Genomic DNA, 14,814 nt, shown 5'->3' with positions numbered 1-14,814 from the left:
TTCCTAGCGTAGGGAGTGCTCCACGGACCGCGCATGGCACGTCCGGACCATTTAGCTCCTGATCCTTCCGGAGTAAATATCGCCCGGATCGGGCAGCCGTACCGTGACCGGCGTTCCGAAACCGAAGAGCACCGTAGTAGAGGTGACCGCGGCGGTGTCGGTTCCATTGCTGAAGCTGAACCGGTGCTTCACCTTCCGCAGCCGTCCCGCATCGTCCACATAGGCGTCGAACGGCACGGTCATCGTGGTGAACCCTTTCGCCGCCGCCGCGAGCGCCCCGCGCGCGTGCGGGCGGGCGCGCCGGGCGGCGTACGCGATATCGGTGGTGCCCCGGAAGTGGCGGACCATCGCGCCCCCGTACTTCTCGTGACCCACGAGCCGCACGGTGCGCGCCCCGCGGAGGAGTTCGGCCGCGGCCAGCGGGTCGGTCGCCCCGCCGGTGACCAGATTGCCGTCCTCCAGGGTCGTCGTGTCGATCCGCACCCACTTGTCGGCGGGCACCCCGGCGCCGCGGTTCTTCATATAGAGCGCGCCGGGAGTGAGCAGCTCGGTCACCGGAAGGTGCTCTTCCGCACCGGCGGGGTCCCGGGGCAGCACCACCGTGAGCCGGCCCATCCGACGGCGGAAGTCATAGCCGCCGTCGCCCTGGATGGTGACCCGCGTGCCGCCGGTCACCGTCTCCATCGAGGTACGGGCCAGGGCGCTGCCCGCCGCGAGCAGTCCGTCCACGGCGGCGGCGAGGACCGGATGGCCGCCGCCCGGCCGTTCGTCCACCGCCCGGTCCTGCGGGCCGCTCCCGCCGCCGGAACAGCCGGTGGCCACGACCGCCCCGAAGACGACGGAGACGACGGCGGCCGCCCCGCCCCTGTGTCCGTGCCGCTGCACCACCATGCTCTGCCAACCCCCAACACCGGACCCGCCGTCCGGCCACGAGAGACGTCCGCCCGCCTCGTTCAACGACCACCGGAGCCCGCCGACACGGCTGCCGCGCCCGGACGGGGGCGCCCCGGGAGCACAGGTACTCCCCCGCTGCGAGCCGCCCGCAAGCTCTCCGCGCGCCGGAGCGCACCACGGCGGACGACCGGTCCGCGGCCCCCGGGGCGGCCTTCCGCAGCCCGTCCGGGGGCCTCCCGGGGGCGGGGCCGCACCGGGCGGGACGCGGCGCGCGGCGCGTACCACCGCGTACCACCAGAGGTGCGCCTCGACGCCCCGGGCACCCGCCCGGGGCGTATCCCGTGCGGCGCGCCACCAGTACGGTGGAAGGGTGCCCCCGCATGCCCCCACGGACGACGGTCCCGCGCCCGCCCCGGCGCACCACCCCCACACGACGACCACCGCCGAACGCGGCTCGTTCGCCGTGGCCCGCTGCACCTGCGGCTGGTCGGGACCGGCGCGGCGCTCGCGCGACCGCGCCCGTACGGACGCCGCGGCCCATACGGCGGAGGCCGGCACCGGACTGTCGGCATAAGGCGTCTCGGGTGTTTCTCCGGTGCTTCTCCGGCTCGGCTCGGGCCGGACCGGCGGAGGGGGCGCCTCGGGCCGATGGCCGTGGCCGCCTCCCCGAGCCGGTGGCAGTTGAGACGGCCGGGCCCCGGGTACGTATCCCCGTAGGCCGCGCCCGGCCCCGGCGGGAGCGGGACCCGACGACGGCCGGGAGGCCCCCTTGGACCGGCGCGCGCTCCTCGGTTCGCTGACGGCCGTGCTGGCCGCCGGTGCCTGCTCCGCCGACCGCGGCCGGGAGGGTGCCGCCCCTTCCGTACCGGCCCAACGCTCCCCGAGCCCGTCCAGCGCGCCGTCCGGGCACGGCGGCCGCCCCGCCCGCGCCGGAGCCGCCGCCTGGCGGTCCCTGGGCGGTGGGCTCGACGGCAGGCTGGTCCTCCCCGGGGACGCCGACTATGCCGCCGCCCGCGTGCTGTACAACACCCGCTTCGACGGGCTGCGCCCCGCGGCCGTCGCCTATGCGGACGGGCCCGCCGACGTCCAGGAGTGCCTGCGGTTCGCCCGGACCCACCGGGTGCCCGTCGCCGTCCGCAACGGCGGCCATTCCTACGGCGGCTGGTCCTCGGGGGACGGCCGGCTCGTCATCGACGTCTCACGGATGGACTCCGTCACCCCGGACGGCCGGGACGCCGCGGCGGTCGGTGCGGGCGCCCGGATCATCGGGCTCTACCACGGGCTCGACCGGGTGGGCCGGACCGTACCCGCCGGTTCCTGCGCCTCGGTCGGCGTCACGGGGCTCACGCTCGGCGGCGGCCACGGAGTCACCTCCCGGGCGTACGGGCTGACCTGCGACAGCCTCACCGCGGCGACGATCGTCACCGCCGACGGACGGATACGGGAGGTGAGCGCCGAGCGGGAACCCGCGCTGTTCTGGGCGCTTCGGGGCGCGGGCGGCGGCAACTTCGGCGTCGTCACCGCGCTCCGGTTCCGTACCCATCCAGCGCCGGAGGTGATCGTCGGCCATCTGTCCTGGCCGTGGTCGCGGGCCGCGGCGGTGCTGACGGCCTGGCAGGGGTGGGCGCCCGCCCTGCCGGACGAGATCTGGTCCGGCTGCCAGCTGGTCGCCGGCCCCGGCGGCGAGCCGGCCTTCTCGGTCTCGGCGCTCTCGCTGGGCACGGAGGGCGAACTGCGCAACGCCGTCGACCGGCTCGCGGACCGCGCGGGGGCCGCGGCGTCATCGGTCTCCCTGCGTCCCCGTCCGCATCTCGACGCCATGCTCGGGTACGCGGGCTGCGGCGGTCTGGAAGAGGAGCAGTGCGCGCTGCCGGGCGTGCTCCCGGGGCGCAGCCGGGCGGGGGTGCTGCCGCGGGAGACGTATGCGTCCGCTTCCGATTTCTTCGACCGGGAGCTTCCGGCGGCGGGGGTACGGGCGCTGATCACCGCGGTCGAACGGTTCACCCGGCTGCCGGCGGGCCGTGCCGAGGGGGCGGTCCTGCTCACGGCGCTCGGCGGGGCGGTCAACCGGGTCGCGCCGTCGGCGACGGCGTTCGTGCACCGCCGTTCCCGGGTCCTGGCGCAGTACACGGCTTCGTGGGCGGCCGGGGCGGCGGGGGCGCCGCAGCGCGCATGGCTGCGGGGAGCGCACGCGGAGCTGCGGAGCTGGGCGTCGGGGGCCGCGTACCAGAACTATCCGGACGCCGGGCTGCGGGACTGGCGCCGCGCCTACTACGGTCCGGCGGCGTCGCGGCTGGCGGGGCTGAAGGCGCGGTACGACCCGGAGCGGATCTTCGGCTTCCCGCAGGGGCTGTGAGGCCGCACGCGGCCGGGGCCGGGGCGGGTCGCCCCAACGGGGGCCGCCGGATGGCCGGGGCGGGCCGGGGCGGGTGAGGTGGGGAGTGGGGCGGGGAGTCGCGGCCGGTGCTCCGGTGCCGTACCGCCGCGTCCCGATCCCCGTACCACCCATGACCACCACACGAGATCAGCCGAAGAGGTCCTCATGCCCGGATTCCCGGCCGCCGCGGCCCGAATAGCCACGGCCACGGCCATCACCGCTCTTGCGGTCGTCCTGCCCCCGACCGCCGCGAGCGCCCTGCCGACGGCGGCGCCGCCGGGGCCGTCCGTGGCGTCCAAACCGGAGGGCCCGATAGAGAGCACGCTGTCCGTGGGCGCGACGGGAATCGTGGCCGCGGCGGCCACCGTCCTGATAGTCCGCCGCCACGAACGCCGCCGGCGGCGGCGCCGCTGAGGCCCGGCGGGGCCGACCGGGGCCGACCGGGGCCGACCGGGCAGCAGGGTCTTGGCAGGGGCGGACGTGCCCAGGGCTGCCGCCACTGCCGGGCGTCGGCCGTGCGGGTCACCGGCCGGATGCACAGGCCGCCCGGAACAGCTTGCCCGGTCCGTCGTGCCGGCCGGTCTCATGGCTCCGGTTCACCCGTGGCCATGAGACCGGCCGGCACCGGACGATCGGGCACCGGGCACCCGGCACCGGGCCGGATCGGGCCGGAGGGCAATCGCCCCCTCGGCCGTGCGGCCGTCACGCCGCCACGCCGCCACGCCGCCACGCCGTCAGGCCGCCAGGCCCTTCTCGCCCGTGCCGTCGGCGCGCGGCTCCGGGATGCCGAGGGGTGCCGCGCGGCCGGTGGACGGGTCCTCGGGCGCCGCCTTGGAGCGCACCATCCAGCGGCCCTTCGCGGAGCCTGCGATCGCCCGCGTCACCGGGGTGAGCAGCAGTTGGGCCAGCGGGGCGAGCAGCAGGGTCACGGCCGTACCGAGGGCGAAGCCGCCGATCACATCGGTGGGGTAGTGAACGCCCATGTAGATACGGAGGAAGCCCTCGGCGAAGGCGAGTCCGAGCGCGGCCCAGCCGAGCTTGCGGTGGGCGAGGAAGATGCCGACGGCGATCGCCATGGCCATCGTCGAGTGGTCGCTGACGAACGAGTAGTCCGTCTTCCCCTGGACGAGGACCTCCAGCGACTTGTCGTGCACGAACGGCCGCGGTCTCTCCACGAAGCCCCGGATGGGAATGTTGATCACCAGGGCGACGGCGGCCGACAGCGGTGCCCAGACCAGTGCCGAGAACCCGGCGATCGAGTCCTCCGCCGTACCGCGCTTGCGGAGGGACCACCAGGCCCAGAGGCCGACGACGACGAGCCCGAGCATGATCCCGTACTCACCGATGAAGCCCATGATGCGGTCGAACCACGGCGGGGCGGCCTTCGCCAGGCCGTTGATGTCGTGGAGCAGGCCGACATCGGCCCCCGCGGCCCCTCCCGACTCCGCCAGGGACACCGTCCCCACCGAAACCGTCTCCGACGCCGCCGGGGATACCCCTGTGGCGAGTCCAGCCATCTGCTGCGGCCCCTTGCCTTCCATCGGCCCTTGTACGGCCTTCGATTGCCCTGTTGTCGACGGCGGCGCGCCCGCGCACGGCGCGCACCGTCAGCCCCCGTTGTGCCGCTGTCCCGCTGCCCTGCTTGTCCTGTTGTCCTTGTGGTCCCGGGAACGGTCCACCGGCCGGTGTGCGTGCGGCACACCGGCGTACGGCGGGGCGGCGCGTGGTGATCACCGCCCGCCCGGCACCGGAACAGTGTGTCCGGCCCCGGAGCAGTGTCCGATGCCTGCACGGTGTCCGACGTCCGCAGGCCGGTGCCGGTTCCGGCGCCCCGTCCGGTGGCCCGGTGGCCCGGACCGCTCCGTTCAGGGAACGGCCCGCCGAGCGCATGCGTTCCACTCTCCACCGAACGATCACCATGACGTTATCGAAGAGAAACACGTCATCGCAGCTCAGTGCCGTCTCCGGGTCCTCGGCCGGGCCGCCCCGGGCACTCCCGGCCGGGGCTTTTCGGCCAGCGCCCCGGGGTACGCCCGGCAGTCCCGGGGCGCGCCGGGAGCAGTCGGTTGAGCGGTCGGTTGAGCGGTCGGGGAGCGCATCAGGCGGACGGCGGATGCTTCGGCAGCGATTTCGCGCCATCCTCGGTCACTCTGGTCGCCCCGAAGTAGTCCGGGGTGTCGATCTTGTCGAACCGGATCACCGCACCGGGCCGCGGAGCGTTGATCATGTAGCCGCCTCCGACGTAGATGCCCACGTGCCGGATGGCCCGCGAGTTGGTGAGGTCGTCCGAGAAGAAGACCAGGTCACCGGGGAGCAGCTCGTTCCGCGGAGGGTGCGGTCCCGCGTTGTACTGGTCGTTCGCCACCCGCGGCAGTTCGATCCCGACGGTCCGGTACGCGGCCTGGGTCAGACCCGAGCAGTCGAACCGCCCGTCCTGCTCCGGGGTGCCGTTGCCGCCCCAGAGGTACTTCGTGCCGAGCTGCTGCTGGGCGAAGTTGATCGCGCCCGCCGCCTGCCGGGACGGGTCGACCCGGCCGACCGGGCGGGCGAAGCTCTTCTCCAGGGTGCGGATGATGCGTACGTAGTTCTGGGTCTCCTTGTAGGGAGGCACCCCGCCGTACCGGATGACCGCGTACGCCCCCGCGTTGTACGCGGCGAGCATGTTGTTCGTCGGATCCCCGGGCGCCTTCTTCACATATCCGGCGATCTTGCAGTCGTAGGTCGCGGCGGACGGGATCGCATCGGCGGGGTCCCAGACGTCCCGGTCGCCGTCGCCGTCGCCGTCCACACCGTGCGCGGCCCAGGTGCCGGGGATGAACTGGGCGATGCCCTGCGCCGCCGCATGGCTCTGGGCCCGCGGGTTCCAGCCGGACTCCTGGTACAGCTGGGCGGCCAGCAGCGCCGGGTTGATGGCCGGGCAGAGATTGCCCCACTTCTGCACGAGGGCCTGGTAGCGGGCCGGTACGGCGCCCTTGGCGAGCGCCACCCGGCCGCCGCCCGAGCCGCCGAAGCCGGCCGCCCCCGCGGTCAGCGAGTAGGTGCCGACGACGAGCAGGGCGAGGAAGGCCGTACACCCCCCGATGGAGATGCCGGCGACGAACCACGCCTTACGCACCGTCAACCGCCCTTCGCCCTGCCGACTTTCCCGGATGCGGGCCGGAGTTCCCGAGCCCGACGAGCGCCAGTGTAGGTGGGTGAAGGCCGGTTGAGCAGATGGACGGGGACGCGCGCCTCGGCACGGCGGACCGGGCCCCTGCGCCCGCCGGGGCCCGGTCCGGTACCCCGGCAGGGCCCATGGCTCCGGCCGGACGGCCCCTCCCTCCCTGCGCTCCCCGTGCGCCCTGTTCCGGGCCGGGACCCGCCGTCAGCATGGCGGCACACGCGCCCGGCCCGTCCGAAACGTGAGGAGCGCCCCAAAGGTGGAACAACGACAGTCATTGCCCGGAGTCACACAGCGTGATACACAGAGTGACGGTACGGGCTCATCGCGGTGAACCCGATCCGCTTCACCGCAGGTCAGGGCGGCAGCGTTCGGTCATACGTGCGGAGATCGGGTAAAGAGACCCGCCAAGTCGGCATACGCGGGCGGTTTCATCAGCGAAGATAGAGCGAATGGCCCATGCCGAGGGGCACGGGCGGCGAAGAACCCGACAGGGGCGGTGAGTTACACATGATCCTGGCAGCCGAAAAGGGCGACATCAACACCATCATCGGCGGCATCGCGCCCAACTGGGGCCCGTTCGGGAGCCTGGGGAACGAGGCCCGGGTGATGATCGAAGTGGTGATGGCGATCGCCATTCTCATCTGCCTCGGCATTGCGATCTGGGGTGCGGCCAAGCAGCGCATCGGAGCGACCGCGCTCCGGGACACCTTCAGCGCCGAGCAGGGCAAGGGCCTGATCGTGGCGGGGCTGACCGGAGTCTTCATCATCGGGTCACTGGGGACCTTGTTCACCATCGTGTACGGGATGGCCGTCTGATCCGACCCCTCCCCGTACCGGACCCGGGCCCGACTCCCACTCCCCTCTTCCGCTTCCACCTCCACTCCCTCTTCCGCTTCCGCTTCCGCTTCCGCTTCCGCCCGCCGACCGAGAGCCCGGACCACCCTCAGAGGTTGCGACCCCCCGATGCCCCTCATGCCCCCGCCGTTCCCGTCGCACCGGCCGTACCGGCCGCTCCGGTCGCGCCCGGCACCGTCGGCGTGCCCTGAGCACGCCGCGCGTTCCACGCATGTGACGGCCGGTCACCACCCGGCCGCGCCGTACGGCACCGGGCGGCGGCCTTCGACACCCGACGCGGAACGCAAGGGATGCCAGGGGCACGAGGGGAAGGCGTCGCGATGACCCCCGCCGACGACCACGGCCGCGGCTACCGCTCCGGCGACGCCCCCGACGACGCCTACGGCGGCTCGGGCCGCACCCGTACCCACCTGCCCGGCGCCTACGACGACGGCCTGGACGGCGCTCCCCGCCGCCCGGTCCGCCCCTCGCGCTCCCTGATCACCGTCGTCGGCATCGTGGTCCTCCTCATCGCCGCGATCGCCTTCGCCAACCAGGGCGGCAGCGAAGGCGACTCCGCCGGAGGCGGCTCCGCGGGCGCCAAGGGCACCTCCCCGACGGCCCCCACCGGCGTCGACCCGGTCAAGGGCAGGACCGACGGCATCCCCACCGGCTACGCCCGCAACGCGCAGGGCGCACAGAGCGCGGCCGCGAACTACACCGTGGCGCTGGGCTCCGACGGTATGTACGACAAAGACCGGCGGGCCCTGATCGTCGGGACCGTGTACGCCCCGGAGGTCTCCGCGGCCCGCCGCGGAGACCTCGACAAGGCGTACTCCGGAAAGGAACTCCTCTCCGGAATCGGACTCGGCCCCGACGGCACCCCGCCGGAGGGCATGACCTTCGTCTCCCGCCACAACCCCGTGGGAGCCAAGGTGGAGAGCGCCAACCAGAACGAGGCCCGGGTCTCCGTCTGGTACTCGGCCCTGTTCGGTCTGGCCGGTGAGAACTCGCGGAACCCCGTCACCGAGAGCTGGTACACGAGCACCCTCCAGCTCCGCTGGGCCGACGGCGACTGGAAGATCGTGAACCACACCCAGAAGGACGGTCCCGTACCCGTCGGCCGGGACCAGACCGCTTCCGGCTCCCAGGAGATGGCGGATGCCGTCGAGCAGTTCGGAGGGTTCACCTATGCCCGCTAATCACCGCGACGCACTCCCGGGCAGGCCCCCGGGCGCACTTCCCGCCGTGCTCACGATCACCGCCGCGCTGACCGCCCTCCAGACCGCGGCGGTCCTGCTGGCGTCCCCGGCCGCTGCCGAACCGACACCCACCCCCCGGCCGAGCACCACCGGGAACCCCGACTGCGCGATGCTCAGCGGCCCCTCCCGGGACCGCTGCGAAGGCGGCGAAGGCGGCGCCGGCACCACCTCCACCCCCGGGGACATCGCCGACTCCCCCCTGATGATCCTCGGGCGCGGCTGCGCCGAAGCCGCCGCCTGGACCGTCGACACCCTCGCCAAAGCCGTGAAGTCCACCGCGACCGTCGACTTCACCAACACCACCTTCCTCTCCCAGTACGCCGTCGTCTTCGCCGCCGCCACCATCCTCACCCTGATCATCTGGCTGCTGGCGGTCGCCAAACGCGCCATCCGCGGCGTCCCGCTCCTCACCGCGATCTCCGAGGCCGTCGGCTTCCTCTGGCTCACGGTCCTCGCCTCCGCCTTCACCCCGCTCCTCCTCTACACCTTGGTCTCCGCCACCGACGGCATCTCCGAAGTCATCGCGGGCGGCACCAAGGACGAGACCGAACAGTTCTTCGGCTCCTTCTCCGAGGCCCTGAAACGGGGCAACGACATCGGCGGCGGCCCGATCATGCTGATCGTCGTGTCGCTGGTGACGATCCTGGCCGCCGGGGTGCTCTATCTGGAGCTGTTCATCCGGGCCGTCCTGCTGTACGTCGGCGCCCTCCTCGGCGTCGTCGTCTACTCCGGTCTCGTCGACAAGAACATGTGGGGCCACGTCCGCCGCTGGGCCGGTCTGATGATCGCGATCATCCTGGTCAAACCGGTCATCCTGATCGTCCTCGGACTGGCCGGCGCCCTCGCGGGCGACGACGGCCCCGACGCCTTCTCCGCCGTCGTCTCCGGGCTCGCCATCGTGATCCTCGCGATCGTCGCCTCCGCGATGATCTACCGCTTCGTGCCCGGCTTCGGCGACGAGATCGTCTCCGCCCGCAACAACCGGCTCCAGGGCGGCGTCGAGAACCGCGCCGCCGCCGTCATCAGCTCCCCCGCCGCCCTGGTCTCCCAGGGCATCAAGACCCACAGCGCCCGCAGCACCCCCGGCGGCGAAAGCTCCGGCAGCGCCGCGGCCCGCCCCGCCAACCCCGTCGGCGGCGGAGTCGCCGCCCACGGCAGCCGCCCCACCGGCGGCGGTACGGGCGGAGCCGCCGCGCCCCCGCCCCGTAGCAGCGCCCCCAGCACCAACACCCCGCACAGCAACCGCAACAGCACCGGCACAGGAGGTGGAGGGCGTTGACCACCCAGTCCCATCCCATCGCGCCCCGCCGCACGTATCTCATCGGCCGGGCCCGGCCGAACGCGATCATCGGCAAGAACCGCGAAACCGGCGAGATCGCCCTGATCATCGCCGGTGCGTTCCTCGGCATGATGAGCGGACTGCTGGTCCCCTATCTCGTCCCGCGAATCGCCCTGCTGATGGGCTTTCCGCTGATCGCGCTGGCCGCCGTCTACCTCCCGTACAAACACCGCACCTTCTACCGCTGGTTCGAGATCAACCGCAGCTTCAAGCGGACCCTGCGCTCCGGTACGGTCTACCGCTCCGCCGCCGCCGAAGCCGGCACCCGGCTCGACGGCCGCGAGATCGAAATCGGCCCGCCGCCCGGTATCGGCCGCATCAGCTGGCTCTCCGCCCCCTTCGGCCCCGACGAGATCGCCGTACTCCTCCACGCCGACCGGCGTACCGTCACCGCCGCCATCGAGATCGAAGGCCCCGGTGTCGGACTCCGCGACAGCGAGGACCAGGAAGCCCTGGTCGACCGGTTCGGCACCCTCCTCAAGCACGTCGCCAACGGGGACGGTTTCGTCACCCGCATCCAGATGCTGGCCCGCACCCTGCCCGCCGACCCCGACGCCCACGCCAAGGACGTCGCCCAGCGCGGCGACGAACGCTCCCCCACCTGGCTGCGCGACTCCTACGACCAGCTCCAGTCGATGGTCTCCACCTCCAGCGAGCAGCACCGCGCCTATCTCGTCGCCTGTATGCACTACACCCGGGAACTGGCCGCCGAGGCCCACGCCATGGCCCGCGCCTCCCGCCACACCAACAAGGGCCGCAAGCTCGACAAGGACGCCGGGCTCGCGGTCGTGATGGCCCGTGAGCTGACCGATATCTGCGCCCGCCTCGCCGAGGCCGATATCCGGGTCCGCCAGCCCCTGGGCCAGGGCCGCCTCGCGTCCCTGGTGCACTCGATGTACGACCCGGACCACCCCATCGACCACATCCAGGCCATGACCAAGCGGAACACCTGGCCCGCCGAGCTGGACGCCATGGAGCCCACCTATCTCCAGGCCAAGACCCGTGAGTCCGCGACCCGCGCCCCCTGGTGCCACGCCACCGCCTGGGTGAAGGAGTGGCCGATGACCCCCGTCGGCGTCAACTTCCTCGCCCCGCTCCTCGTCCATACCCCGGACGTGATCCGTACCGTCGCGGTCACGATGGACCTCGAACCCACCGAGGTCGCCATCGAGCGCATGCTCACCGAGAAGACCAACGACGAGGCCGACGCCAGCCGCGCCGCCAAGATGAACCGCACCGTCGACCCGCGGGACATCGCCGCACACGGCCGGCTCGACCAGCGGGGTGAGGATCTCGCCTCCGGCGCGGCGGGAGTCAACCTCGTCGGGTACATCACCGTGTCGTCCCGCTCGCCCGAGGCCCTCGCCCGGGACAAGCGGACGATCCGGGCATCGGCCGGCAAGTCGTATCTGAAGCTGGAGTGGTGCGACCGCGAGCACCACCGGGCCTTTGTGAACACGCTGCCGTTCGCGACCGGCATCCGCCGTTAGGGGCCACTGTGCGAGATCCGCTGTCCAGCGTCACCGAGGCGTTCACCTCCTTCGTCTTCGGCAAGGTCGAGACCACCCGGCTGCCCGTGCGCACCTCCACCGGCCAGGCACAGGCCGTCTATCTCCCGACGGCCGCACCCGGCCTCGGCGACTCCGGTGTGATCATCGGCCGGGAGGTCTACAGCGGCAAGGGCTATATCTACGACCCCTTCCAGCTGTACGGACAGCAGCTCCCGGCCCCCCACTGGCTGGTCCTCGGTGAGTCGGGGAACGGCAAGTCGGCCCTGGAGAAGACCTACGTCCTGCGGCAGCTCAGGTTCCGCGACCGCCAGGTCGTCGTCCTCGACGCCCAGGGCGAGGACGGTGTCGGCGAGTGGAACCTCGTCGCCGAACAAGTGGGCATCACCCCCATCCGGCTCGACCCGATGACCGCGCTCGACGGCGGGATCCGGCTCAATCCGCTGGACCCGGCGATCACCACCACCGGCCAGCTCGCCCTGCTGCGGACCATCATCGAGGTCGCGATGGGCCACGGCCTCGACGAGCGTTCCGGTTTCGCGCTGAAAGTCGCCCACGCCTACGTCAACGAGACCATCACCGACCGGCAGCCCGTCCTCACCGACATCGTGGAGCAGCTGCGCCACCCGGAGGCCGAGTCCGCCGAGTCGATGAACGTCGACATAGACGACGTCCGGGCCTGGGGTCTCGATGTCGCCCTCGTCCTCGACCGGCTCGTCGACGGCGACCTCCGCGGTATGTTCGACGGCCCGACGACGGTCGGCATCGACCTCGACGCCCCGCTCATCGTCTTCGACCTCTCCCATATCGACCGCAACTCGATCGCCATGCCGATCCTGATGGCGATCGTCGGGGTCTGGCTGGAGCACACCTGGATCAGGCCCGACCGGAAGAAGCGCATCTTCCTGGTCGAGGAGGCCTGGCACATCATCAACAGCCCCTTTGTGGCCCAGCTGTTCCAGCGGCTGCTGAAGTTCGGTCGCCGCCTCGGGCTCTCCTTCGTCGCCGTCGTCCACCATCTCTCCGACGTCGTGGACGGCGCGGCGGCGAAGGAGGCCGCGGCGATCCTGAAGATGGCGTCGACGAGGACCATCTACGCCCAGAAGGCCGACGAGGCACGGGCCACCGGACTGGTCCTCGGCCTGCCCCGCTGGGCCGTCGAGATCATCCCGACCCTCACCCCCGGTATCGCCGTCTGGGACGTCAACGGCAATGTCCAGGTCGTCAAACACCTGGTCACCGAGGCCGAACGGCCGCTGGTCTTCACCGACCGGGCCATGACGGAATCGTCCCGGCCGCTCCCCGAGGAGATCGAAGCCGCGGAGTGGGAGGCGGAGCAGCGGGCGGCCCTGATCGAACGGCGCCGCAGGCAGTACGACGACAGCGCGTCCTCCGAGTCGACGGTCGCCTGACGTGCGGCACCACCCTCAGCACGGCCCCGGAGCCGGCGGGCACGGCTACGGCCCGCCGGGGCCGGGCGGCGCCGCCCGCCGGTCCGGCGGCGGGGTCCCCGACGGACTGATCGGCGGGCTGATCGGCGCGGCGGCCGCCGCGCTCTTCCTGGTCTGGTCGTCGACGGGCCTCGCGGGCCTGCTGGCGCACGGCTCGTGGCCGTCGGGGGTCTCCTTCGCCCGTGCGCCCCGGGCACTGCGCTCCCTGATCGGCGCACCGGACGAACTGCCGCCCGCCTGGCCCGAAACCCCGCCGGAAGAACTGTCCGGGTACGGGCTGTTCTGGGGCATCGCCATCGGTCAGGTGATGATCCTCTTTGTGCTGGCCGTGTTCGTCGTCGGCACGCTGGCACGCTGGAAGGCGGTCCGCCGGGCCCGGCTCGAAGAGCGGACGCGACAGCAGGAGGACCCGCGGAGCCCGTACGGGTACGGAGACACCGTCCCGCCCGCCGTACCGCACCAACAGCACCAACAGCACGCGCAGTCCGCCGGGCCGCCGGTCCCCGCGCCCGCCGCCCCCCTCGACCTGGGCAAGCCGGCCCCCGAACCGGAACCGCACCGGGAAGCGGAACCGCCCGCCCCGGCCGGGGAGACGGCCACCGCGGACCCGGCCCTTCCGGCCGTCCCGGCCCCCCGCCCCGCCCCCGCCGTCTTCTTCGGCGGCCCCGACGCCCGCCGCCCCACCGCCATCGGCGCCGTCCGGGACGCCGAAGGCCCCCTGCTGGTGGTCACCTCCGATCCGGCACTCTGGGCCGAGACCAAGGAAGCCCGCGCCAAACTCGGCCCGGTCCACGTCTACGATCCGGGCCATCTCTGCGACACCCCCGCCCGGCTCCACTGGTCCCCCACCGCGCACTGCGAGGACGCGCCGACGGCCCGGGACCGGTCCGCCGCCCTGCTGGCCCCCGTCCGCCCGCACGCCCGGATCGACGCGGCCATGGCCGATACCGCGGAGACCCTGCTGCACTGCTGGCTGCACGCGGCCGCCGTGGACGGCCGCCCCTTCAAACAGGTCCACCGCTGGGCCCAGGGCATCAACACCCAGGAGTCCGTACGGATCCTGCGCACCCACACCAAGGCGACCGCGGGGCTTGCCGGGCTGCTGGAGGCCGCGCTCACCGCCCATCCGGAACGCCGCGAGATCGCCCAGGAACTGGTCGCCCGCGCCCTGTCGTCGCTGTCCTCCATCCATATCCGCGAGGCATGCACTCCCAATCGAACTGATGCCCTTGCCTTGGAATCATTTATCAGCGAGGGGGGAACCCTTTATCTGGTGGGAGAACCCCAGGAGGACCCCAGGGCCCACCCCGGAGCGATGCCACTGCTGACGGCACTGGCTTCAGACGTGGTCGAGCACGGCCGCCGCATGGCCGCACGGTCATCCGCCGGCCGGCTCGACCCACCACTGACCCTCGTCCTCGACGATGCGGCAGCCGTCGCCCCGCTCCCCCAACTCCCCGCGCTCCTCGCCTCGGGCCCGGCCACCGGTCTGCCCGCGTTGGTCCTGCTCCGCTCCCCCGAGCAGGCCCGGTCCCGCTGGCAGGACCCCCTGCCCCGCTGACCCCGCCGGCTCCGTGCAGTGCGTACTGCTTCTTCCCTTACCGCCTCCCGTACGAAGACCGTCGTCGACGACCTCAGCTTCACCATCCGCATCCGACCCGCCGGTCACCGAAGTCCTCGACCTCACCGGACCCACCGAGGCCGCCGACCGCCGCGTCCAGGGCGCGGTGGCCTCCGGTGAGGCCGTGGTCGCCCCGAGGCTGACCCGGCGTCTTCTCGATGCCTACGCCCACCGGCTGCCCGTCGGAGGCACCGAGCCGGCCGTTCCGGGGAGGGGAAGCGGGCTCCGGTCGGGATTTTCTGTCCGGAAATGCAGAAAGGCCCCGCACAGTGTGCGGGGCCTTCCCATCAAAAATTGTTCGGCGGCGTCCTACTCTCCCACAGGGTCCCCCCTGCAGTACCATCGGCGCTGAAAGGCTTAGCTTC

The 14,814-nt window shown here is 72.6% G+C and carries 12 protein-coding genes and 1 pseudogene; 10 read left to right on the top strand and 3 right to left on the bottom strand.

Features of this window, described 5'->3' with window-relative positions:
• Nucleotides 1–51: 51 nt before the first annotated feature.
• Nucleotides 52–891 carry a hypothetical protein gene (locus ACIQ9E_RS10940; protein WP_403705278.1) on the bottom strand — a complete coding sequence of 280 codons (840 nt, stop codon included), beginning with the start codon at nt 889–891 and terminating at the stop codon, nt 52–54.
• A 373-nt stretch (nt 892–1,264) separates the two neighbouring features.
• On the opposite strand from ACIQ9E_RS10940, the gene ACIQ9E_RS10935 reads away from it, so the two are divergent.
• The 3 genes from ACIQ9E_RS10935 (at nt 1,265) to ACIQ9E_RS10925 (ending at nt 3,685) form a co-directional block, all read left to right on the top strand.
• A complete protein-coding gene (locus ACIQ9E_RS10935; RefSeq protein ID WP_403705275.1) occupies nt 1,265–1,468 on the top strand; it encodes a hypothetical protein in 204 nt (67 codons plus the stop codon).
• 195 nt (nt 1,469–1,663) lie between these two features.
• Complete coding sequence (locus ACIQ9E_RS10930) at nt 1,664–3,250, top strand: FAD-binding oxidoreductase (protein WP_403705272.1); 1,587 nt, start codon at nt 1,664–1,666, stop codon at nt 3,248–3,250.
• A 186-nt stretch (nt 3,251–3,436) separates the two neighbouring features.
• Entirely contained in the window at nt 3,437–3,685 is a 249-nt protein-coding gene (locus ACIQ9E_RS10925) for a hypothetical protein (RefSeq protein WP_389879544.1), read from the top strand.
• 320 nt (nt 3,686–4,005) lie between these two features.
• Here ACIQ9E_RS10925 and ACIQ9E_RS10920 read toward each other — a convergent pair whose 3' ends face one another.
• Both ACIQ9E_RS10920 and ACIQ9E_RS10915 read right to left on the bottom strand, forming a co-directional pair.
• A complete protein-coding gene (locus ACIQ9E_RS10920) occupies nt 4,006–4,788 on the bottom strand; it encodes a phosphatase PAP2 family protein (protein WP_403705269.1) in 783 nt (260 codons plus the stop codon).
• 581 nt (nt 4,789–5,369) lie between these two features.
• Nucleotides 5,370–6,386 carry an NlpC/P60 family protein gene (locus ACIQ9E_RS10915; protein ID WP_403705266.1) on the bottom strand — a complete coding sequence of 339 codons (1,017 nt, stop codon included), beginning with the start codon at nt 6,384–6,386 and terminating at the stop codon, nt 5,370–5,372.
• A 555-nt stretch (nt 6,387–6,941) separates the two neighbouring features.
• On the opposite strand from ACIQ9E_RS10915, the gene ACIQ9E_RS10910 reads away from it, so the two are divergent.
• From ACIQ9E_RS10910 to ACIQ9E_RS10880, 7 genes and pseudogenes are all read left to right on the top strand, one after another.
• Nucleotides 6,942–7,250, top strand: coding sequence for a hypothetical protein (locus ACIQ9E_RS10910; RefSeq protein ID WP_006348306.1), 309 nt, complete (start codon nt 6,942–6,944; stop codon nt 7,248–7,250).
• Between the two features lie 359 nt (nt 7,251–7,609).
• The gene (locus ACIQ9E_RS10905) at nt 7,610–8,470 is read left to right on the top strand and encodes a hypothetical protein (protein ID WP_403705263.1); all 861 of its coding nucleotides are present in this window, start codon (nt 7,610–7,612) and stop codon (nt 8,468–8,470) included.
• Entirely contained in the window at nt 8,460–9,809 is a 1,350-nt protein-coding gene (locus tag ACIQ9E_RS10900; RefSeq protein WP_403705260.1) for a hypothetical protein, read from the top strand. The genes ACIQ9E_RS10905 and ACIQ9E_RS10900 overlap by 11 nt, the downstream gene beginning before the upstream one ends.
• Entirely contained in the window at nt 9,806–11,359 is a 1,554-nt protein-coding gene (locus ACIQ9E_RS10895) for an SCO6880 family protein (protein ID WP_403705257.1), read from the top strand. Before ACIQ9E_RS10900 ends, ACIQ9E_RS10895 begins: the two co-directional genes overlap by 4 nt.
• Before the next feature lie 8 nt (nt 11,360–11,367).
• The gene (locus ACIQ9E_RS10890; RefSeq protein ID WP_006348302.1) at nt 11,368–12,789 is read left to right on the top strand and encodes an ATP-binding protein; all 1,422 of its coding nucleotides are present in this window, start codon (nt 11,368–11,370) and stop codon (nt 12,787–12,789) included.
• A 1-nt stretch (nt 12,790) separates the two neighbouring features.
• Nucleotides 12,791–14,389: a type IV secretory system conjugative DNA transfer family protein gene (locus ACIQ9E_RS10885; RefSeq protein WP_403705254.1), complete on the top strand. Its 1,599-nt coding sequence runs from the start codon at nt 12,791–12,793 to the stop codon at nt 14,387–14,389.
• Nucleotides 14,390–14,552: 163 nt separating this feature from the next.
• Nucleotides 14,553–14,645 (top strand): annotated as a pseudogene (locus ACIQ9E_RS10880) (DNA-binding response regulator); the annotation flags it as partial.
• Nucleotides 14,646–14,814 lie beyond the last annotated feature (169 nt).

This window comes from Streptomyces sp. NPDC094448, from assembly GCF_044763775.1.
Lineage (GTDB): Bacteria > Actinomycetota > Actinomycetes > Streptomycetales > Streptomycetaceae > Streptomyces.
Note: the sequence above shows the minus strand (reverse complement) of the source record. Positions and strands in the feature narration are given on the sequence as shown.